The following is a 21,041-nucleotide window of genomic DNA, read 5'->3' as shown; positions in this document are numbered from 1 at the left end:
ACTTAACTTCATTTGCCCCGGCCAGTTCGTAAATCTTAAAATCGCCACTTGCCGTAAAATTCATCCAGTGAGGGTAAATTACCCCAAGGCTAAAAGAAACCCTGATTCCACATTCTATACCTGTAGCTAAAAGACTCATTCCTCCGGGGCTCGTACTGTTGCAGTATGAGAAGTATGTAAATTGATCCCATTCACAAGGATTAGAGTTGGCGACATTGACTTCCATATTGGCATTGTCGCAGTCTGTGCATGATCCGTTTTCGATTCCGTCTATTTTGACTTTGAATCCGGATGTAATCCACCCTAAGCATGAACAGTACGGCGAAGGAATAATTCGAGCTTCTACATGACTTTGGTGCTCACACTGCAAGAACGCTTCGTCTCGTCGAACTGTTATTCGTGGTGGCCAGAAAATGTGATCTTCGCCATCTCTATGCAAATCTAGGTTGATAGTGTCTTTGTTGCTATTTTCCTGGGCAGACCAGCAAACAGTCGATTGCCTTCCAGTAAGTATGACTTGAATGTACGGTTGATGTACAGAAAACAGAGAGATCGCTCTAATGTGAAAGAACCCGCAGGTTTCGGGGAACTCAATGCTCCACGTTCTGTAAATTTCCCCCAATGATTCGGTCTCTAATACATAATCCCCCGCCAACTGCCTATTTCCAGGAAAGTCTGGGTGTTCGAACTCGGGGATCGACACTATCAGTTGGTGGGAAAAATCGGTGAAATGCGCTGGCATTGGGAATTGGTCTGACATGGTCAATCTTCCAGGTGGCGAGCGTGATTAAAATTCTAAAGTCGATACATTGCTAGTCGATTGTCGAAGTTCACTTCAGGTGGGGCCATTTTTCGAGCGGGCACCTGAAGGCCCGGCCTCTAGCCTTGGCGGCCAGTCCACAGCCGCACTGCATGCAACGCATTCCGACGCGGCGGTCGCAGGAATCACAGATTCGTAGTCTTCGTTCGTACTCAACTTTACTCACCGTTTGAAATCCATCCGCTGTGAACGCTGCCAACGTCTGGGCGAGGTTCCATCCCTGCTGCAACAGCGACGGAGGTGAGAGGGGAGTTCCCACGTTGTCTGGGGGAGTTTGGACTTGTGAGCAAGGCGATTGAAAATCTCCGCGAGAACGGGGTGTTTGGACTGGGATCTCCCGGACGCTGCACAGTCCACAAATTGTTGGGCTCACCAGCCCATCTTTTACGTGCATGCGGGGATGCTGACAGAAGAACACTCCCTGCCACTCTGTTGCCTGCCGCAACGAACATTCAGGAGGAGGTGGTTGTTCATTGGAAGGATCACGACTCATTCTATCTCCATCAGGTTTCGAATCGCCTGAATCGCCGTTTCCGCACAGTGCTGCTTATCTGGTGGTAGGCCACCGGCTTGAGCTTCTAATCCTTCTCGTGTCAGATCCTGGCAGTTACTGAGCAATGATCCTGTCAAAAGTTCCGTCACAATTGAGCCGCAGGCAATGGTGACCCCGCAGGCATTGCACTGAAACCTTGCCCGTTCGATCACATCATCCAGAACTTGTAACTGTAAGATGAAGAATGGTCCTTGTCCGGGAAGACCGTAGACTCCGACATGAGTCGGGTCTTGCAATTCTCCGCGATTCTGAGGATCCGTAAAATGCTCCATGACGACTTCCGAAAACCGATTCATCCTTGTACCTCCTGGGAGGGCATCGACTGCAGTCTTCGCGTTGCCTGGAGTGCCGGTTCATAGTCAGGATAGTCGTTGAGAATCGCATTCCACTGCTCCAGTGACTGATCGAATCGGCCAAGATCTTCGTAGACAATAGCGAGGTTGTGGCGAGCTTTGTGGCCCGCGAGTCCTTGGTCGACGCTCGTGAAATGTCGGTCAGACTGGTGGTGTATGAGGTGCTGGTAGGTCTCAGCGGCAGCTTGAAGCTGACCGGTCGCATGCTGAAGCATGGCCTGCCGGAACAGGAGTTCCTTGTCGTCTGGGTAGTGCTTCAGTCCTGTCTGGCAGATGTGCGAAGCCTCTTCGATCTGTCCCGCCTGCATCAGAACTCCGATGAGCAGTGCGTAGGCCTTGCGGACATGTGATTCCTCAGAACCGGAGACCTCAAGGCATCGTCTTAAATAGTGGATTGCGGGCTGATGTTGCTGATCGTCGGCGTAGGTCATCCCGAGATTGAAGAGCACAAATGGATGATCTGGGCGAGCATCCAGGTCTAACTTTAAGAGTCGATAATCTCGTTCCAGCTTACGGGCGCGGCCTTCGGGGGTTTTATCGGATCCAGAATGGACAACGTACAAATCGGTCCACGCGACATCACCGTTCACCCGGCGAATAGAAGGCAAGATTTGTTCATGAATGTGGAATTCAAACCGTAGTTCCGGGCGATTGCGGATCAGCTTGACATGATCCACAACAGTGACGTCATGTTCTGTGACTCCCGGACAATGGACCTGCACGATATACCCCTGCACATTGTCCGGATGAAGGCCCTCCACCAGTGCCCGCAATTGCCGACCACATTCTTCGGGCAGTGTGTCATCAGAATCCATCCAGAAGATCCACTCGCCTCGTGCGTAGCTGAGCGAGACATTCCGGGCCTGTGAAAAGCTGTCCTGCCAGGGGGAGTGCAGGACTCTCGCTCCCAGCTCCTCACAGATCAGAGGCGTTGCATCGAGTGAGCCGGTATCCACAACAACGATTTCGTCCATCCACGGCAGGAGACTGTCAAGACACGGTCGTATCGTCCGCGCGTTGTCCCGGACAATGAGACAGGCGGAGAGCTTCACATTGTTGGGCTTCAGCAGCAGTTCGCCACCGTCTGTGACGTCGAACAGAAATTTGGGTCGGACTGGTGACCCCAGCGGCAAGGGCTCGTCGCGAAGTTCTGGACTGGCTGTTTGGCTGACGGCATCCTGTGGAGCATCTTCTGCCACTGAGCCATCAATGTCAGCGTCGGTGATTGGGTCGATCGAATGTTCCCGCCACTTCTCATTGAACTTCGATTCATTCTCCTGGAGGAGCGACCTGAAGTTCACGCCCGTTGCACGGAATGTGGCACTTCCAACGTGGTGGATGAATGCATTTGGGACGATGGCACAGCGGAACCCCTCTTGTGCAGCTCTCCGGCAGTAATCGTCATCTTCAAAATTCCCGAGTCCGAACCGCTCGTCCAGTAGACCGACTCGATCAATGACTTCTCGCTTGATCAGAAGGCAAAATCCGACGAGTCGCTCCGTTGGGACGAGTTGTCCTCGATGTTGCTGTCCCCAATCCCAGGCAAAGCCGTCCAGCTGCGTCTCGTCTTCATACGACACCTCGACCTGTTGGGGGCCGCTGACATTGTTAGAGACCGGTCCGACAAGGCCAATCTCTGGATGTGATGTGAGACCTGCCAGCAGGTTCTCCAACCAGCCGGTCGTCACCAGCGTGTCATTGTTCAGCAGAAGGACGTGATCTCCCTTCGCCACCGCAATCCCTTGATTTGCTGCTGCCGGGAATCCGCGATTCGTGTCGTTCTGGATGAGGGTGACGTCAGGCGAGCTCTGCAAGAACGACACCGTCCCGTCTGTAGAGCCGTTGTCCACCACAATCAGTTCGAAAGGCAGATCGGTGCGCAGTCGGATGCTTTCCAGACAGGCATGTGTCAAGTGCCAATTGTTCAGTGTGACGATAACAATCGAAGTGAGGCCCGCCTTGTTTTGATGGACCGGAACTGACCGCGTCAAATACTGGTATGCGAGGAATTCAGCCGCTTCAGCAGCAGAGTTGAGTCTCAGGCGAAATTGTCCGATCTCTAACTCAGGTGGAGATCCCTTCTCAACCCATTCCGCAAATCCTTCGCCAGGGACCATCCGCTGCTCCTGCGGCTGGAAGCCTGCTCGAAACAACAGCTTTTCAATCTCACGACGGGTGAAGAATCGGACGTGATCTTCATCCAGAAGCCCCGCGGATTCGTAGGTCCAATTCCCGGCCAACAGTGAGCGGATTACCTTTTGATTCCGGACATTGGGGAGGCTTGTGATAAGCACTCCCCCTGGGCTGAGCCAACGGCGCAGTCTTCGGAGCACCGCGAGTGGATCTCGCAGGTGTTCTAAGACATCAGCACAGATCACGCAGTCAAATGTTCCATCCGGAAACTCGATGGCACCGGTCTGGATGTCGCCCACGATGACTTCATCCAGGCGTTGGCAAGCAGAATCGATCGCCAGAGGGTTCAGTTCGATTCCAACAACTTCGGCCGCTTGACGGGCTTTGATTGCTGCACCGAGCCTGCCACCTCCGCAGCCGACATCCAGCACTCGCTGCGAGGTGGAAGGAACCAATTCCAGGACATCGGGGCGGTCAAACTCGAAATACCCGCGGCTCTTTTCTGGGAAGGAAAATTCGGTTGCTGTCTTTGACCGTTGAGAGAGTCGCTGCATTTGCAGGGTGTTGATGCTGGCTAAGATCACTTCGACGCGATGCCGATACGTGTGATGACTGAGCACATGCTCGCGTCCTGCAGCGGCAATGCGTTCACGTTCGAGCGGGTGCTCAAGGTAATAATCGATCCGTTCCAGAAGTTCGCCACGGGTGCGGTAGCTGGCAAAGTGCTCTCCAGCTTGAAAAAGCAGTTCTTGTCCGTTGTCAGTCAGATCATTTGTCAGAAGGAGTGAACCGCTACACAACCCTTCAAATACCCGCATGTTGATGTCATCGCGGAGGCTGCAATTGAACACCAAATGCGCGGCCGAATAGATCGTCGCCATTTCCCGGTAGTCCGCTGTGCCGACAAATGAACGCGGAAAACGACGCTGAATCAGTGCGAGTCGTTCCTCGCGCTCGCCGGGAAAAGAATGTCCGACAAAGCCAATATCAAAGCGGTTAGGAGCTTCGCAGCGGCCGTGAATCTCTGGATCACACGCGAGCGGAAGCCATTGTGCAGAGGAGATTCCAGCACGCACAAGTTCCTCGGCACCATTCTTCTGGGCGGCGAACACCAAATCGGCCTGGCGGGCCTTATGAAGACACCGTTCAAACGACAGATGAGTATCAATGGCCCACCAGACCTTGATCGCGTCGCATTGAGGGAGGTCATAATCAAGGCCATCGTCAACTGCGATCACCGCATCGAAGCATGAAAAATCGAACTGGCCGAGTTGATTCGGGCGAACATGCTCAACGCCGGTCAAGCCGCTCCCCGTTGCCAAGGAGAGGAGAGCCCGCACACAGTACGTCCCAGTGGTTTCTGGGCGACAACCATCCTCAAACACAAGTGCCAGACGGTTCACTCACTACCTCCCACTTCCGCGTCAAACTGGTTACGAATGTTTCCGGAATCGCTGGCCGTAGTACCTTCTGTGAAGCTTGCCTCACCACGTCGGAAGAGGAGTTCGCTTCCAGGTGTCAGTCGCGACGCAGAGATAGACATAGCTAGTGCCCCAGCGGATATCGCCGACATTTCCGGCTGCGGATGAACTGGCTGGCGGCGAACTTGTCGCTAAGTTAAATGCGGAAACCGAAAGCTGACCAGGTGTGCTAATGCCCCCTGCAGAGGCTCTCATGAAATAGGTGTCGACCGTCGCCGCTGCATCTGTCGATGAGACCCATCCAATTTTGGATCCAGAATTACACGAAAGTTGCGCAGCGGAGGCGAACAGAAAATTGAGTCCTCCCCCGACTTGACCGGCGAAGTAATTCGGCGTGGCAACGTTGGCCATGCCGAAATGGGTTGAGTGGCCGCTCGAAACGTTCAGCTGGAGACCTGCTCCGCCAGCACCTGTTCTCGAAATCGTCGCACCATTGAAGACATCAGTGCTGATCGTAATCGGCTTTGAAAACGTGGTCCCCGTGTTACTGAACCGAACCGTCTCCACGCCTCCTGTCGCGAATCCTAAAACATCCGCTGACACAGAATAGAGACCGGAACTAACGTCGTTGCCGAACGCCAATGCGGGAGACGATGCGGTACCACTGGGGAGCTGAACACTCCCTGAAAGCTGCGAAGTACCATCGACCTCAAGATTGCCGCGTACGTGGACTTTTTCTCCTGTTTCCTGAGGAATCAGATCCAAAGCCGTTGCCGTCCGTTTGAGAACTGATTTCCAGACTGCAACTCCCACGCTGGCAGTCACGCAACTCCAGAGCATCTGTCCTGATGTGTTGAGCCATTGATCTCCGCAGGCGAAGCCGAGTGAGCTGTCAGAATTTGTCGCAGGATTTCCATTCGCGCGAAAGGGAGCCCGATCAGCAAGCTCTCTGAAGTTGCCTGTCAGGGCAGTCCCTCCAGAGTCGGTTGCTTCATCGACTACCTCTAAACCTTTGAACGGTGTCATGGTTGACATGGAGTTTGCAATTGTGTTGAGGAGTGACTATTGCAGTCGGTGAGAGAAGGCGGCTGATGCCTTGTGGCTAATAAATCCAGTTGAGTAAAAAGTTGGGCGGCCCGACAACGGCTTCAGACGGGAGCACCCAGTAGCGGCAAATAGTGTTTCCGGATGACCTCATCCCACGTGAACTCCCGCAGAAACTTCTGGCGTCCTGCAGTTCCCATCTGTGCTCGTAATGCTGGTTCATTGAGGAGTTTTGCAATCTGCGTTGCAAGCTCGAAGGCATCTCCGGGCTCGCACAGAAGTCCAGTTTTTCCTTCGTCGATTACCCACTGCAAGCCACCAATCCTGGATCCGATCACCGGCCGACCGCAGCCCATCGCTTCCACCGCAGTTCGTCCCAAGGCTTCCTGAGCAATTGTTGGAAACACCAGCACGTCGCATTGGCTGATCAGTCGTGGTAGCTGTTCTTGTGATTGCCATCCTACGAACCTCACCCAGGGGTCGTCCGATCCATCCTCGTCGCCCGTTGCCCAGATCTCAAAATCCTGCCGTTGCGACCAGAGAAGGCGTCCCGCCTCCCGCAGCACGTGAAACCCCTTCATGAACTCTGGTACAAGCCCAGCGAACAGGAATCGGACAGGTCGGTTTTCAACTGAAGGAACGGGCTCCGGTTCCGGAAACCGTTCTGCATCAAATCCACTGGGAATCACATGCACTTTCCGCACAGATGGTCGCACCAAATCCGCAATCTGGGGATTGATCACCAGCACGCCTTCGACGTTGGCGTACGCTCTTTGAAATCGATCCTGAGACTCGTCCGTTCCGAAGTCGCACAATTCGCGTTCCGCCTGATGCAACGCTCCGCTGAGTTGTTCGCCGCAGCATGATACGCAGGTGCGGCATCGATCAGGAGCAACAAACTGATTCCCGTCGCACTGCGACACCTGACCCGCTGTGTCGATTTGGAGACGGACGTTATTGAGAGGACAGATCGATTCCTGAGCTGCAATTCGAACGAACGTCCGGAACTCCTTGGCAGCTTCGATTAAAAGTGGTTTCGCGTTCCAGCTGTCCGTCACAACAACCCAGTCGGGAGGATCCCGCTGAAGAGCGTCTCGGAACCGCTCCCTGATCATCTCAGGTGTCCATTCCATTGGTTGAAAATCGATTGATTCTGAATGATAGCCCAATGGCTCGTTAACGACGCCAATGCTCCAAGGCTCGTAAGCCGCATAGAGATGCCGCACCTGATATCCAGCATTGGTAAGAAAATACGCTAGATCCTTTGTATGAACGGTACCACCGCCAGTGGAGGGCCAGTTAAATAGCAAGCTCAAGATGGCGATTTTGAGCGGGGTGCGACGAGCATTCTTGTGTTGACTTTTATCAACATTTCCGGCAGAGGCGACAGCGAGTGAGAGCGTCTGAAGGTTACGATCGACGGACGAAAGGAAGTCATCGCCGATCATGTCGTTGAGGCAAGTCGTTGCATGACTAATGCCGCCCAATGCAGCCTCGACGCAGGCCAGATTGTGATGTGCTAACCTGGAGTCATTCCTTGAAGGACCGCAAATTGCGAGATGGCGGTAGATCTCGCGTGATGACAGCAGGTCTCCCTGTGTTGCGAGAGCGAGTGCACGCTCAGCCAGAGATGCCCAGTCTCGGCGTTGCATTGGCCATTCCTCTCTGAATGCCAGCATCCGGTCAGATGCGAGAGATAAGATGAAAAGAGTGTAAACGACATAAACAGGAAAGCAACTCTGGATGTGAGAAAAGTTCCTCTTTTCGGTCTTCTTGGGGGACTTAGAAATCCATTAAATAGATGAACTTTAAATTAGCATCCTAAGCAGCGAGTATTGAGCAGGCGAACCGCCTGCTCTTTGTTAGACGCTCTGCCCACTGGAGCCAATGAGGACGGAACATCGCCCATTGTTACCCGAGGAAATAAACTTGCCTGAGTGCTGGAGCTCATGCGACTTATGACTGACGGCATAGCCCCAAAGTCTGCAACAGGGCAATCACGTCGTCGACCGTTTTACCTGTTCCGGTTGCCAGCACCTGTTGTGCAACGGGTGTTGCGTTCCAGAATCCCAGCTTCTGGGATGCGCTGGTTGCAAGTTTTGTTCCGGTGCTGGTTCCGCACTGTAAGTTCGAGGCATCTGCCAAGGTGACAAGTCCATCTTCACTGATGCTGAGCCTGGAGATTGCTCCCGCACGGAAATCAGCCAGAAGCTTCACTCCACTTCCTGTGCTGGTTAAGGTGGGATTCACAAGCAATGCGGTGTACCCGGCAGTCCCACTTTGTGTGACAGTCGGATTAACTGCCAGAAATTGCTGAGCCCCTGACGACGCGCTTCCCTGAATTCCAGAAAAGTCCACAAACGGGGCCGAAGATAAACTGGAAACGCGGACGAATTTCACAAATGGGGTCGCCGAGGCCGAGGAGTTGATCTGGATTCCTGTGTCGAGCGAGGCTCCTCCCGCAACCGAACTTGCCCCCACAAACAATGTGCGAGCGGTGCTTCCCGTCCCCCCGTACTGAATTCCGACTTGGGCAATATTGGCACGCCAGTTTATTGATAGTCGTTCATAGTTTGTCGTCTGACCTGCTGTGTTGAATAGCTTGATGCCGTTTGCTTCTCCATTAGATAATGTCAGACCCGTTTCGGAAGTAACCATTCCGGCAGCCTTGAATTCGCCAGCAACCTGCACAGTGTCGCCACTTTCCAGAGGGGCCAATTCCAACGTCGAACTGGTTCGCTTGAATACTGATTTCCAGACAGAGGACCCACTGGTGTTGCTCACACAGGCCCATAACACTTGTGTGCTGGTATTCAGCCACTGATCGCCAGGGGAGAACCCCTTTGTCGAATCATCATTGACTCCCGGATTGGAAGCACTCTGATTCGGAGCACGATCCGCCAGTTCCTTGAAGTTTGACGTGAGCGCGATGCCGCCAGCTCCCGTTGATCCTTCAACGACATTTAGGCCCTTGTAGTCGGACAGTGTCGCCATCGTCTGTTCCTCGAAAACTGTGAAAAGGAAGACTGTTCATTACGGCCGTAAAATGAATTGGGACAAACCACGAGTGCCCACAATCGGTAGGATTTCGCCTGCAGGTATCGGTGACATCCAGTGAAAGGACGTCCTTCTGGTCAGAGTGTCCTGAGAGAAATTCTCCTGCTGGCAGGTGTTTTGCCTCTACTTCGATGCTTAGACTAAAGAGTTACAGATTGCGATTGGTTGCCTCCACGCATGAAAGCAGGGATGCGGAGTATGCGAGACCATATTCGCTCCGAGCTCTCGCTCCGCCCGAAAAAGATGATTTTCAATGTCGCAACGGGTGGAGTGCAGAACATCCGTTAACACCCCCCTAAGGGCAACAGACTCTAGACCGCTTGAGAGACAGTTGCACGAAGGCCTGAGCAAGGCATTGCCTGGAGAGACCGAGTGCTCACCATGCAAGAAAACATGGTTCCCACTGAACGTTAAAAAAGAGCCAAAAGCTACAGCTTGGTCATTGGTGGATTCACTCAACGCCATCGACCGTTCTTGGGTGTGCTGATCGCGTTCAAAAGAGCTTTTGCCCACCTCATCCCACACAAGCCAGTCAGCCATGGACCATCCACATCCACATGAAGGAACTTGGAAAATTAGCGTCTCCGGAACGAGGCGGTGCAGCCTAAACAACTGGGGCGAATTTGATCAATAGACTTTGATTCATTTTTGTGGATCTGCATGTTGAAAGAATACAACATTCAAGCTGGGGAAACGGCAAAAGCAGCAGTAGTGGTTCCTGATTTACGATGGACCCTTCCCGCTTCACTTATAACTTCCGCTGAATTTAAGAGCGTGTTTTGAAATTGCCTTGGAGTAGAAAAACGGCTACGGCTCCCTTGTGAACATCTTGGCAGTCCAAGGAAGGAGCCGTGGCCGTGTTAAGGTCCATTTATTCCAGCAATCTCTCGGATGAGCAATGGCAATTGATTCGTCGATACCTGCCCAAACGGCCTCAGCGGGGACGTTCTCGCATCGATCGACGATGGATCCTCGACGCTATTTTATTTGTCGTTGGAACCAGATGCCAAAGGCAGATGTTGCCTGGCGACTTCCCCGGCTGGAGTACCGTCTATGGCATTTTCCGGGCGATGCAAAAAACTACTTGGTTTCGCTTGGAGAACTGGAACGTCAGTAATTTCGCATCAAGGCATTGAGACCGTAAAAACACCGATTCCCTGGGGCGGCGGCTAATTTGCGGGATTGCATCAATGGCACTACGCTTTTTCTATGGATGCAACTGAACGGCGTGCATGAGAGGCCCAGTCATTTGATGATGTCCGCCAACTGCCAAGTATCCGTTGCACACTGAAACGAAACCACTAGACGTTACAGCGTACTGCAAGGATGGAGCGAAAGCATAGTCGGCAATCGGAACATCGTCACGAAACACCGAAAAGTTTGGAGTTCCCAGGGTCGCAGTTGTCAGATAAGGGGAGCTGGCGTAATAACTCAGGTCTCCATCAAAGGCTACTCCGGCAAGAAACAGTGACTGTTGCAATCCTGTGTACCGTGTGTATCGCATTGTCGACCAATCGGCGTTGTTCTCCATTTCCGGCACCCAACACAAACTAAAACCGTCGAAGGGAATTGCAAATCCATCCTCACTGATTCGCCCTAAAAACATCACACTACTTGGACGAGGACTTTCGGTAGGCGAACTGTAGAGCGTAAACGAGCGGGATACGGATCCGTCCCATTCGACCAGTTTGAGGGGAGAAATCAGAATTCCTAAGCCTACGTTGGCCCGAATCGTCAATCCGCTCAATGGATCAAATTGCGACACGGAACCATACTTGGACCCCACCAGAGTGAAGTATTCCGGCATTGTCACTGTGCGTGAAAGCGTACCATCTTCCATCGAGTAGTATCGGTATTCGTTCAGTGTCGGACTCTGAAAAGAGACGCGAATCTCTCCATCAAAGTAGCCCGAGTTTCTCCCGAATGAGGACGTCCATTCTACGCCGCCGTCCGATAGTCGATAGGCTCGCACTGTAGTTGTGTTGGCTGTTTGGAACCCGATCAGTGTTTCGTTCACGAACGAAAAAATGCCATTATGTTCGCTCCCGGACGTCCCGAATGAATTCTGCCACCGAACACTGCCGTCGAGGTTGAAGCACGTCAATTTTCCTCCCGCGTATGGCCCCGTGTTTGAAATCCCCAATCCGCGACACCATGTCACCACGCAATCCTCAGTGACTTCCACGTGAAGCATTGTGAGAGTTGTCGACGTCGCAGTAGTTCCCGTTGGCACTGCTGGCCATGCGCTTCGCACCCACAGCGGCTCAATAATGCCATCTCCCAAGATGCGATAGAGAGCGACATTCACCCACTTGGAACTAAACTTGATCTTGTTTCCAATAATTGCCATGTCACACCAAATTCCAGGCAGGCCAGATCATGAGATGAGAGGCAGTTCCGCCAGTCAATCCTGTGACGTTCACAGTTGGCAGATCCGGAGTTGATGTCAGTAGTCGGCCCTTCCAGACGATTGAGAGTGCAGCGAACGGCCAGGGTCCATCGTGAATCTCGAACAACGAACTGTCGCTGACAATCCCAGTATGAGCGAGTAGAGCCGTTGACAGATCGGAAGCGGTGCAGTTCCACGGAAGCGTCAATGTGCTGGTCCTCGCGACGTTGGAAGCGTCACGAATAACGTACGTCAGCCCCAAAGTACCGCCGTTCGGAAATCCCCACGGTACAAAGACGTGACAGAGCGAAGGGGTTGGCGTCGGTTTCACCGAACCACTACCAACTTCGACAATCGCTCCTGCAATCAGGCCGATCGTGACGACTTCATCCGCGCTGATCTGTCGATTCGCAAAGAACGTGATGTTGACTGGTGTGATCTCTGACTCAATTGAGGAGTCAACCTGGTTGCCCTGCTGCATTACCTGTGCGACGGCGGTTGAGCCCTTCTCTGTCGATGACAGCACTTTCACCCGCCAAAATGGACGATCGATCGGTGTGATGTACCAGATGCCGTCACTCGATTTCTTGAGGGGGCGGAACATTCCGAAGATGTTCGTGAAATCGCCTGGCTCTTCTTCGGTCCCTCTGTCCAGCTTCTTAAGCTTTGCCGAATCCGAAGTCATGATCAGGATGTCCGTTGTGGAGACCTCTTCCCCCTCGACTGCTGCCTTTAAAGGTATGGACGAAATCTCAATATATCCCTTCCCCCTTGCACCAGGCTTAATCGAATGTCCTAAAGCGAATCCAATCTTGTTGTGATAATGTAGATCGCTCCCAAATGTTCCAGCCTCATTCGTCAGGTCGTTTCCAGAGGGACTTAAAACAGATACCTCGATTGCTTGATTTGACGATGAGACGTCGTCAATCTCCTTGACAAGAAACGGACCATATTCCGGAATCCCAGTGGAGCCGCTGTTGCGAATTTGCATTGGGACTATGTTTTCAAAGCTGTTCATTCGCCTCGGTCCTCCAGTGTTTTCAACTTCTCTGCGATCGTTTCCACTCGACTCAATTGCAGGCGTTGCTTGTATCGCGGGGCAAGCAACGAATGCTCAGTGTTTCGACTGGCTCGGGTTTTTCCGATGCCATCGGACCAGGTCCAAGAGACTTGAACAATGGCTCCATCCGGACAGATATTCAGGAATCCGCCGTATGATGCATCCTGACCCGGATCTGGCAACAACTCTCGCTGTTTCGCCAGCGTGTAATAGTCAGATGCCTGCTGCATTTCCTGTTCGTTGGTTTCGATTTCGGGCTCTCCATAGATCCCCAAAGCCACATAGGGATGAGTCAATCGAACCGTCATGCTCAAATCGTTGACATTAATTGGATGAAGCCCAGTCCCACGCTGTGGAACCGGAAATGTTGTCTCTCTGGTGTACCGCACTGGCATTCCATGCAGTGGATGTTTCAGTTGATAGGCTGCATAAACAAATAGAGAAGCCGGTACGAAATTATGCTGTGAGTGATACATCGTCATCACTTGCGGAAATACGACGATCGAATTCTTCTGGTCAATGGAAATCGGTTCTCCATATCGCAGATTTTCTTTGCTGTTTCCGTCGATCCCGGTCACGTAAGAACTCAATGAACCATCAATTGCCCATTGCCCGACGACAAATGGCTCCACCTTGGTGTAGCCGTCCGAATTGTCATCTTTGGTCTCGATCAACTCGGAGAGTAATTGGTATTGATTCCTGGACTTCACATCGAAATTTGCATGGGGAATCGGACCAAGTGAACCATCGGGTTGACCAACGACTCGATACCACCGGTAAATGGTCTGTTTAGCCAGTTGCTTCGAGCGGTCTTTTTCTTTCTGGTCCTTGCCGAAATCGACACCATTCTCGACCGCAGACGGACACCACATGTTCCATCCTATTCCAGGTTTATAGGACAGTTCATCGATTGGCTTGATCGAATTGTCGAGATCGAGACCAACCGCTTCGAGCTTGAGAAGTCCCTGCCAGATCGTTGGAGCAGCGTAGACGATCACGCCATCCGGAACCGCGGTTGATTCAACCGACTCCTGAATCTCACACATTCGATCTGGCCATTGCGGGAGTTGTGCACCGACACCCACCGGCCACAGTTTCACCCGGTCATCCGTCCCAAGAACAATTCTCAACCCCAGTCGACTCGCAAGCTCTTCGATGGCCTGCACGGGGCGAATATGATCCCACTTCACTTCCATGGAAATGTTTGGGTGAAAGACCGGAGGAACCAGGCTCAAATCAACGACTTCATCAAGGCGTTCGAACAACATCTCAAATAGCTCTTGAGGAGACTTCTGACTCTCTCCCCAAATCGTTTTGTCGGGCTTTCTCTTATTGTAGTGACCAGAGATCACTCCCCCGCCCGCATGCCACTTCCATCTCCGATCGAGAATCTTGACAGTGAACGTGTCTGCTTCCACGGAGGAACGAAAAATCCCATCCACAGCACAATCCCGAAAGCCGACGACTTCCTGACCATTCTCTGTGAATGAGAGCCTTCCAATCGCATCCGGCATCGTCGGATTGACGGCTGTTTCAATCGTGAAGATCGAAGGGTGAGTCCCAGACGTCAACGTTCCACTCGCATGTCCGGTCACGTTGATCAGTCCCGGATAACTGACTCCACACTCAATTGTCATGATCAACTCACGGTATAAGTCGTTTTGGCAGGACGATTAATGGTGACTCCACCAGTGTTGTCCCGGAACTTGGTTCCTGACGGGAGGAGGCCGAACGGATCATTGAGCACAGCGCCGCGGTACATCTGAATCGTTTCACCCGCAGCGAAGCTCTTCGGTCGAGGATCCTTCGAGAGATCAACTGTTGCATTGCTCACAGAAAGGGCGGTCACTTCGCCGGTCGTTCGCCAGTCCATTCTTCCACCGGTCAATTCAATTGATGAGTGCGCACCGGCAAGTAGGGATAAAGTGCCTGACCTGACCACTGTTGATGTCGAGTCTGATTGAACGATGAGTTGCCCGCCGTTCTGCTCAATCGTTGAGAGTGTCACTCCCGCACCCACTCGCAAATTCGCATCGGACTCAACATTGACATCAAAGCTGACTCGCAGCACGTTGATTGTGCTCAACGAGCCAGCTTCAGGAGCGATGTCAACCTGCCCCTTGATGACGTTCAATTCATTCTCGGCATGCGTCCCCTTCAGCACGATTGCCTTATATGAATCGATCGACTGACCACTGCCGAGAATGTTGATTGTGGATTTCACAGCCCCAAGGTCCAGACGAATTCGCTGAGACCTTTGCCCGGTGCCTGCACCGATTGTCACCAGCGTGGCACTGACCTTGAAATAAAGCGGGCGATACTGTGAGTAACTTTGCGACATTCCCGTCTGTCCGTCTCTCGCAGCCAGACCGATCTGTCCCACAAATGACTGGTCGATCACCAGACTGGCGAGCGTCACCCCAGACAACGCTTCAGCACCGTACAAAGCGGAGATCGCAGAGTCTGTGAACACCAAAGTGTCGCCAGAAGAAGGCAAAACACCTCCAGAGTAATTCAGTGGTTCATCAATGTGGTTTGGTCCAGTGGAAGCCTGAACGACAGTTACCGAACCGAGAACTTGATCCGTTGCTGCTGCGCCACCGGCATTTGTTGCCGTGACAGTCACCGTAAATGGTTTTCCGGGATTTCTCGCGGAAAGTTGCAGCGTGTCCGTACTGACAACTGAGGCCACAATTTCCGAGAACTCTGGATACGAAGTGGCGGGAAGAGTATTGAACGCCGACACAACGTGTTGAATGACTGATGGAATCGCGGTACTCCCCGCAACGATCACCGCTACCTTCCCGTTGATCGTGAACCGAATCTCATCGGTTGCTTTCCAGGTTCCGGAGAGGACACGAGCTTCGGTCTGAGCCTTCGCAGGCGCATCACCTCGCCAACGGATCGTGCTGGGCATTTCTCATTTCTCCTTAAGGGATCGTCGGCGGCTGCGGAACCAGCGGTGAGTTGGATTCAAACTGATATCCGTAATCAATTCGAAAAAGCATGTAGGTATTGCCCAATCGTGTTGGTTGCGAATACCTGATTCGCACGGAATCATTGACTAAATCGTCTGGCCAGCGTGGTCCTGGAAGCAAATTTGGGAGGTACCCTCCCAGCCCCGTAATCGTCCCTGACTGGGTCGCTCGGCAGAGGGAATTCGATCGGTTTCTTTGCTTTTGCCACCGAAACCATTTCAGTGGAACGTGCGTAAATGTTGGTCCACCCAAGCCGATCACTTCGATTGACTCGTCGAACTCCCACAGCCAGTTTCCCATTTGGACCGCGCCGCTCTTGATGGTCGCCTCCAGGGAAATCGAGTAGTCCCAATAAGTGCTGTATTCAGCCAGATTGCGCACATCGAGCGTTGGAATCGAGAGTACTCTCACGCCGCCAATCGTGTCGATATTTCTGATCGTCAGGTCGGGAGTCGGCGTTCCGTCATTGAACGTCAACGAGACGTCCTGTCCATCAAAGGCATAGGCCGCAATCAGCGCCTGAATATTCTGAATGAGTGCTGACTGCGAATCTCCAAAAATACTTCCACTCACATCGATGCGAACGTTCATTCCATAAGCAACGTCTCTCGGAGTGCGCACGACTTCCGAAGACACTTTCACAGTGACTTCCTTGCGTTCATGGGTGTAGGAACCGTATTTAAAAATCATGCGATTGCTGCCGTTTCCTGTTGCCTGTATCGCTGGGCAGCTTCCGCCTGAGCACGAACTGCATCGATCAACGAACGGCCCATTGCGGCGACTTCATTTTCAACACTGATCCCAATGGCGGTCACTTCTGGATTCACATGCGGCATGATGGGGCCGCTTCCGCCGTTCGCAGTCGCCGCTTCAATGGCATTGGCCAGACGATTCATCGCTTCGATGGAGTCTCGAGTGACTCGAATCTGTTCCTGCACTGCGATTTGAGATGTCTCGTATTGAGCCTGTTCAGTCGCCAGATTTCCAAGCTGTCGTTGGTACTCAGAGTGAGCATCATCTTCGTCGTCGCGCTGTCCGAAGTTCGCTTGAAAAGAGAGAGCCCCAGAGTTTTCACCTTGGATCTTGTCGTACTCCCGCACGATCGCGGGCGCTGAGTTTGACTGACGCAGATACTCAATATCGCTCTTCGACAAAGCCTGAATGCCACCACCGTCCCGGTATTTCTCGGAGATGCTGATGAGTTTTGCCTGCTCGCCTTGGCTCTTTTGACCGAATGCGGCAGATCGATCAGTTGTCTTTTCCTGCTCGGACTTCAGGAGTTCTTTCGCCGCAGTCACCATGGATTGACGGCGCTCAACGGAGGCCCGAAGTTGTTCACTCTCCGCTCGCAAAATCTCAAGCTTCTTCTCATCAGCTGCCGCTAACCGCTCCGACGCGGTCAGCAATCTTTGTTGAGCCTGAATGCGATCGGCGTCACTGGCAACTTGCATCTGGTTCAAGCGTTGCAGGCGTCTCTCTTCCGCTGCAGCAACTTCCGCCTGTGCCTGGTCAACCTCTTGGATCGCTCGCAGTCGCTCGTTTCTCGCAGCAGCTTTTGGTTCCGTACCAAGCGTGGAATCCATTCGCTGTGCAGATTCCTCTTGTCGTACTCGATGTTCGGCAGATCGTTGAGCGTTCTCCGAAATTAATCCATCACGCTCAGCAGCAAGAGCCAATTTTCCTGAACGTGATTCTTCCAACTTTGAGAACTTGTCACTATCCGAAGAGTTTTTACGCAAGTCTCGAATCAGCCCCATGAGTTCTGAGACTGTTCCGTTCCGTCCGCCCGTTGCCGCGCGGGACAATGCTTCCCCGCCGAGAAGTCCACCACCTAAGGCCAGAGCCCCCGTTCCGACCGCGGCTGCCCCACCCAAGGCAATTGATCCGAGCCCATACAACGTCGGCATCCGTGCAGCGAGTCCACCTGCAATGACTCCTCCAGCGACATTCCCCGCCAGTCCAGAAGCCGCTTTGCCTGCAGCCCCGCTTGCACCACTGGCAACTCCTCCGCTGACTGCTGTCCCAGCAATCCCCCTTTGCGATGCCGCCAATAAAGCGTTTGCCTGCGCAGTTAGCAGAACCATCTCTCTGGCCTGACGTGCGGAATCTCGAATTCCTTGAAAAACGTCTATTGCGCCTTTCAGCATATTGACCGCAGCCTGCACCTGAATGAACCCCCGAGCAAGGCCTTCCACATCGGTTTTTCCGAGTATGCCTAACTGCGCAAGACCTTGTCCCAGCTGGATCGCTCCACTCAATGCGGACTTCATCGCAGTCTGAGTCGCCTTGCCTGCAGCAACCTGATTAGCCGCCGCCGACTCCGCAGCGACTCTCGCGTTCTCACTCGCTTTCTCTTGGGCTCTGAACTCGTCCTGATAGGCTTTGTCTCTCTGCTTTGCGAGTTGATCAGCTGCTCGCTGTTGATCTTTGGCAAGCTGATCCGCCGCTCGTTGTTGATCATGCGCCTCTTTCTGAAACGCCTTTTGCCGTTGGTCATCAAGCGCCTTGAGAGTCTTTTCCTGCTCTATAGCTTCTTTTTGGAATGCCCTCTGTCGCTGATTGTCGAGCGACTTGAGCGTTTTCTCCTGTGATTCCAACTCGTCGGACGCAGCCTTGTCAGCATTGGTGCGTCTCTTCTTTGCGCCAGCAGACGCAGCGTCATTGATGGCATCGATTGCAGCCTTGCACTCATCAACTGCGGCCTTGCTCTCGGGCGAGTTCAGTAGTCGCAGCCGAATCACGACGTCACGGTCGACGGTTCCATTGGACATGCAGGCCTCACTTCTTGATCGAACTGATCATCCGAAACTCCTTGATCGCCTGAATCTCTTCAAGCACATCCTCAAGTGCGAGCGCCCGTTCGATCACCAGCTCGTCATCGGGCCAATTGCCTGTCAATTTGCATTTCCGGAAGTGCATCCAGGCAGCTCTGTTTCTCTTGCTGAGAGTCTTTGGAACCTCAGGCGTTCCTTTCGGGCAGGCATGCCCTTCCCTTCGACATGGCGCCGATGTTCCTCTGGGGCGCCGTAACGGCTCTCCATCGCGGCCAAACTTCAATTGACCTCTGTCAACGCCTTCCTCTGAGTAGACGTAATTCAGGCAGTGTTCACAGTTCCGGTAGGCCACTTCGGGGTGCAGCAACATCAACTGCACCCCGGAAATCAGTTTTTTAATTCACGTTCCGGACTAAATGATTCGGGTCCATCTGGCTTTGAGTTGCTCGGTTCGGCCCCGGCGATAATGTCGAGCACCAAACGAGCCAGATTTGGCTCCAGCCGTTTACAGTTCTGTGCCGTGCTGGGAACGACCTGACCTTTCTGAGATCCGGATGGGTATTTCAGATCCCACTTCACAATGTGCTTCGCTAACAGGTCCGCGTCAATCTGTGCGACTGTCTCTCCAGAAGTGCCGTCTCGATTTTCCCGCCAGATGATCAGCTCTTCCCGAGTCGCCGGACGGTACGTGAAGTTCACCGCTTCGTGTCGTCCTGGAAGTTCCTTCACATATCCTTCGACCGTGTATCCATCCGCAATAAAACCTGGCATGAGTACCCCCATAGAACGAAAAAAGCGGCGATCCATTGGAATGGATCGCCGCGAGCGAAGAACGAATTTGCTAACTCACAGTGTGCACTGAAAACGTTTCCGGGTCAAGCACGCAATCGGAACGTTTGACTATTGCTACAATTTCTTTGATGCTGTTGTTTTGAACATCCGTAAAGGAAATCCCAATGCGAGCCACGCTGACTGCCATTCTGATCACAAGCGTGTTGGGATGTTCTGAGTCACCCCAAGTAGACTCGAATCCTGTCGTTCATGCTGCTCAACCAGCAGCAAAAGAAGTTGAGGAGACGTCACGATCAAACTTCAATGCCCAGGTACTGGAAGGGCTGTTGGAGAAAGTTTCGGAGGCCCAAAAGGCTGTGGAAGCATTGAAACAGCAACTCGCGGAAAGTGACACCGCTTTAAAAATCGTGTCACACACGTATATGCTGGCAGATAAAAATCTGAAAGATTCACGTAAATTGCATGCGGATGCCATATCCGACCGGCAGGCCCTAACAGAGTCTTTTGCAAAAATGCGACCGGCCGACAGAAATGGAATCCTGTTGCTCCTTTCAATGTATCTACGTGATAAAAAAGTCAGCAGTGATGGCGTCGCCCTCCTTTCAAAATGGGATCTTCCAACTTTTCTCAGCAGTTGGAAGGACTTCCGCGATGACCCGTCACAAATACCTGAAAAATTTGAAAATGTAGAGCAGTTCATCAAGGCGAGTGGACTTGATAAGGCTGACCATGTGATTGGCACAGAGGTGGAGCGAAACAAAGTCACATATGCAAAAGCGGGAGTCGCGTTCGAAAGTGAATCCAAAACCAATGCTTCGCTGAAATCCCAACTCGAGGCGGCTGAAAAGGCACTCATCAAAGCTGAGGTGAGCTTAGAAGTCTATAATGCCTCCAATCCTGAGTGAATGACGACTTACGTCTGGCAGATCCACTCTTCAAGGCAGAGGCGTTTTTTCTTCATCTGCCCGGATGCCGTGAGGCGTTCCATCATCTCATCGAGATTTTTGAAAACCTCCTTCATCTCCCTGAGTTGAGCTTCGCCAAACAACAGCAAGACGAGTTTATTTTTCTTGTCGCTAGCGTATGACTGAACGTATCCCTCTCCGTTGGATTTGACGATCAAGTCGAAATTCAAAATAAACGATCTGGACGACACCTGCCCCAGCGCGATCTTCATCTCTCCGACAAATTGCTTTTCGCCTCCTTCGCGTGGGATGGAGATGAGTTCGTCGCAATGTGCACAGATCACTTGCATCCCAGCGTTCTTTTTCGCCGTTGCAATTTCTTTCGAGCACTTTGGACAGTTGAAAACGATCTTGCTCTCTTGGGCGTCGGACATGGGCGCACTCGATCAACAGGAAATGAGGCAGAAAGCCCCGTAATCAGAGACCTTCCGCCTTTGGAATATTGGATTAACTCAACGAGATCGAACCTGAGACCTCGAGGTCGAACTCCGTTGTCGTCTCTCGCATCAATTTCAGAAACGCCAACAACGGCATCGTGACCTGAACATTTCCGTCATCAATCATGCTGATTTGCAGCGTGGGTGTTTCGAACCGGTCATTGATTCGTTTACCGCATCGACGGCGACGACGGGAGCGAGTTGCAGTGGAGCGAGTTAGTGAGAGGCCGATTTCTGCCGTGGTGGCGAGTGTGGACATTGGCGA

18 protein-coding genes are annotated in these 21,041 nt (G+C 52.6%); 2 read left to right on the top strand and 16 right to left on the bottom strand.

Annotated elements, in window-relative coordinates:
- Positions 1–830 precede the first annotated feature (830 nt).
- From SH668x_RS06440 to SH668x_RS06415, 6 genes are all read right to left on the bottom strand, one after another.
- Positions 831–1,313: a hypothetical protein gene (locus SH668x_RS06440; protein ID WP_437187877.1), complete on the bottom strand. Its 483-nt coding sequence runs from the start codon at positions 1,311–1,313 to the stop codon at positions 831–833.
- Positions 1,310–1,669: an iron-sulfur cluster assembly scaffold protein gene (locus tag SH668x_RS06435; RefSeq protein ID WP_437187876.1), complete on the bottom strand. Its 360-nt coding sequence runs from the start codon at positions 1,667–1,669 to the stop codon at positions 1,310–1,312. Before SH668x_RS06435 ends, SH668x_RS06440 begins: the two co-directional genes overlap by 4 nt.
- A complete protein-coding gene (locus SH668x_RS06430) occupies positions 1,666–5,262 on the bottom strand; it encodes a glycosyltransferase (protein WP_437187875.1) in 3,597 nt (1,198 codons plus the stop codon). The genes SH668x_RS06435 and SH668x_RS06430 overlap by 4 nt, the downstream gene beginning before the upstream one ends.
- A gap of 81 nt (positions 5,263–5,343) precedes the next feature.
- Positions 5,344–6,315: a hypothetical protein gene (locus tag SH668x_RS06425; protein WP_437187874.1), complete on the bottom strand. Its 972-nt coding sequence runs from the start codon at positions 6,313–6,315 to the stop codon at positions 5,344–5,346.
- 113 nt (positions 6,316–6,428) lie between these two features.
- Positions 6,429–7,976, bottom strand: a complete 1,548-nt coding sequence (locus SH668x_RS06420; RefSeq protein WP_437187873.1) for a glycosyltransferase family 4 protein — start codon at positions 7,974–7,976, stop codon at positions 6,429–6,431.
- A 304-nt stretch (positions 7,977–8,280) separates the two neighbouring features.
- Positions 8,281–9,318, bottom strand: a complete 1,038-nt coding sequence (locus tag SH668x_RS06415) for a hypothetical protein (RefSeq protein WP_437187872.1) — start codon at positions 9,316–9,318, stop codon at positions 8,281–8,283.
- Positions 9,319–10,232: 914 nt separating this feature from the next.
- Between SH668x_RS06415 and SH668x_RS06410 the strand changes: the two genes are divergently transcribed.
- Positions 10,233–10,517 carry a transposase gene (locus tag SH668x_RS06410; RefSeq protein ID WP_437187871.1) on the top strand — a complete coding sequence of 95 codons (285 nt, stop codon included), beginning with the start codon at positions 10,233–10,235 and terminating at the stop codon, positions 10,515–10,517.
- Between the two features lie 71 nt (positions 10,518–10,588).
- Here SH668x_RS06410 and SH668x_RS06405 read toward each other — a convergent pair whose 3' ends face one another.
- The 8 genes from SH668x_RS06405 to SH668x_RS06370 are packed head-to-tail and all read right to left on the bottom strand — an operon-like array spanning position 10,589 to position 19,353.
- Entirely contained in the window at positions 10,589–11,731 is a 1,143-nt protein-coding gene (locus tag SH668x_RS06405) for a hypothetical protein (RefSeq protein WP_437187870.1), read from the bottom strand.
- Position 11,732: 1 nt separating this feature from the next.
- Entirely contained in the window at positions 11,733–12,788 is a 1,056-nt protein-coding gene (locus tag SH668x_RS06400) for a hypothetical protein (RefSeq protein ID WP_437187869.1), read from the bottom strand.
- Positions 12,785–14,467 carry a hypothetical protein gene (locus SH668x_RS06395; protein WP_437187868.1) on the bottom strand — a complete coding sequence of 561 codons (1,683 nt, stop codon included), beginning with the start codon at positions 14,465–14,467 and terminating at the stop codon, positions 12,785–12,787. The genes SH668x_RS06400 and SH668x_RS06395 overlap by 4 nt, the downstream gene beginning before the upstream one ends.
- A 2-nt stretch (positions 14,468–14,469) precedes the next feature.
- Positions 14,470–15,747: a hypothetical protein gene (locus SH668x_RS06390; protein ID WP_437187867.1), complete on the bottom strand. Its 1,278-nt coding sequence runs from the start codon at positions 15,745–15,747 to the stop codon at positions 14,470–14,472.
- A gap of 13 nt (positions 15,748–15,760) precedes the next feature.
- Positions 15,761–16,498, bottom strand: coding sequence for a hypothetical protein (locus SH668x_RS06385; RefSeq protein ID WP_437187866.1), 738 nt, complete (start codon positions 16,496–16,498; stop codon positions 15,761–15,763).
- A complete protein-coding gene (locus tag SH668x_RS06380; protein WP_437187865.1) occupies positions 16,495–18,579 on the bottom strand; it encodes a hypothetical protein in 2,085 nt (694 codons plus the stop codon). Before SH668x_RS06380 ends, SH668x_RS06385 begins: the two co-directional genes overlap by 4 nt.
- A 7-nt stretch (positions 18,580–18,586) precedes the next feature.
- A complete protein-coding gene (locus tag SH668x_RS06375; RefSeq protein WP_437187864.1) occupies positions 18,587–18,952 on the bottom strand; it encodes a hypothetical protein in 366 nt (121 codons plus the stop codon).
- Between the two features lie 17 nt (positions 18,953–18,969).
- Positions 18,970–19,353: a hypothetical protein gene (locus tag SH668x_RS06370; RefSeq protein ID WP_437187863.1), complete on the bottom strand. Its 384-nt coding sequence runs from the start codon at positions 19,351–19,353 to the stop codon at positions 18,970–18,972.
- A 185-nt stretch (positions 19,354–19,538) separates the two neighbouring features.
- On the opposite strand from SH668x_RS06370, the gene SH668x_RS06365 reads away from it, so the two are divergent.
- Positions 19,539–20,279: a hypothetical protein gene (locus tag SH668x_RS06365; protein WP_437187862.1), complete on the top strand. Its 741-nt coding sequence runs from the start codon at positions 19,539–19,541 to the stop codon at positions 20,277–20,279.
- Positions 20,280–20,287: 8 nt separating this feature from the next.
- Here the strand turns inward: SH668x_RS06365 and SH668x_RS06360 are convergent, their stop codons facing one another.
- Entirely contained in the window at positions 20,288–20,713 is a 426-nt protein-coding gene (locus SH668x_RS06360) for a hypothetical protein (protein ID WP_437187861.1), read from the bottom strand.
- A gap of 73 nt (positions 20,714–20,786) precedes the next feature.
- On the bottom strand, positions 20,787–21,035 hold the full coding sequence (locus tag SH668x_RS06355; RefSeq protein WP_437187860.1) for a hypothetical protein: 249 nt from the start codon (positions 21,033–21,035) through the stop codon (positions 20,787–20,789).
- Positions 21,036–21,041 lie beyond the last annotated feature (6 nt).

This window comes from Planctomicrobium mucosum, assembly GCF_051466335.1.
GTDB lineage: Bacteria > Planctomycetota > Planctomycetia > Planctomycetales > Planctomycetaceae > Planctomicrobium.
Note: the sequence above shows the minus strand (reverse complement) of the source record. Positions and strands in the feature narration are given on the sequence as shown.

Coding starts and splice junctions, on each gene's coding strand:
- SH668x_RS06440 (WP_437187877.1), bottom strand. CDS start 1,313: ATGAGTCGTGATCCTTCCAATGAACAACCACCTCCTCCTGAATGTTCG.
- SH668x_RS06435 (WP_437187876.1), bottom strand. CDS start 1,669: ATGAATCGGTTTTCGGAAGTCGTCATGGAGCATTTTACGGATCCTCAG.
- SH668x_RS06425 (WP_437187874.1), bottom strand. CDS start 6,315: ATGTCAACCATGACACCGTTCAAAGGTTTAGAGGTAGTCGATGAAGCA.
- SH668x_RS06420 (WP_437187873.1), bottom strand. CDS start 7,976: ATGCAACGCCGAGACTGGGCATCTCTGGCTGAGCGTGCACTCGCTCTC.
- SH668x_RS06415 (WP_437187872.1), bottom strand. CDS start 9,318: ATGGCGACACTGTCCGACTACAAGGGCCTAAATGTCGTTGAAGGATCA.
- SH668x_RS06405 (WP_437187870.1), bottom strand. CDS start 11,731: ATGGCAATTATTGGAAACAAGATCAAGTTTAGTTCCAAGTGGGTGAAT.
- SH668x_RS06400 (WP_437187869.1), bottom strand. CDS start 12,788: ATGAACAGCTTTGAAAACATAGTCCCAATGCAAATTCGCAACAGCGGC.
- SH668x_RS06395 (WP_437187868.1), bottom strand. CDS start 14,467: ATGACAATTGAGTGTGGAGTCAGTTATCCGGGACTGATCAACGTGACC.
- SH668x_RS06390 (WP_437187867.1), bottom strand. CDS start 15,747: ATGCCCAGCACGATCCGTTGGCGAGGTGATGCGCCTGCGAAGGCTCAG.
- SH668x_RS06385 (WP_437187866.1), bottom strand. CDS start 16,498: ATGATTTTTAAATACGGTTCCTACACCCATGAACGCAAGGAAGTCACT.
- SH668x_RS06380 (WP_437187865.1), bottom strand. CDS start 18,579: ATGTCCAATGGAACCGTCGACCGTGACGTCGTGATTCGGCTGCGACTA.
- SH668x_RS06375 (WP_437187864.1), bottom strand. CDS start 18,952: ATGTTGCTGCACCCCGAAGTGGCCTACCGGAACTGTGAACACTGCCTG.
- SH668x_RS06370 (WP_437187863.1), bottom strand. CDS start 19,353: ATGCCAGGTTTTATTGCGGATGGATACACGGTCGAAGGATATGTGAAG.
- SH668x_RS06365 (WP_437187862.1), top strand. CDS start 19,539: ATGCGAGCCACGCTGACTGCCATTCTGATCACAAGCGTGTTGGGATGT.
- SH668x_RS06360 (WP_437187861.1), bottom strand. CDS start 20,713: ATGTCCGACGCCCAAGAGAGCAAGATCGTTTTCAACTGTCCAAAGTGC.
- SH668x_RS06355 (WP_437187860.1), bottom strand. CDS start 21,035: ATGTCCACACTCGCCACCACGGCAGAAATCGGCCTCTCACTAACTCGC.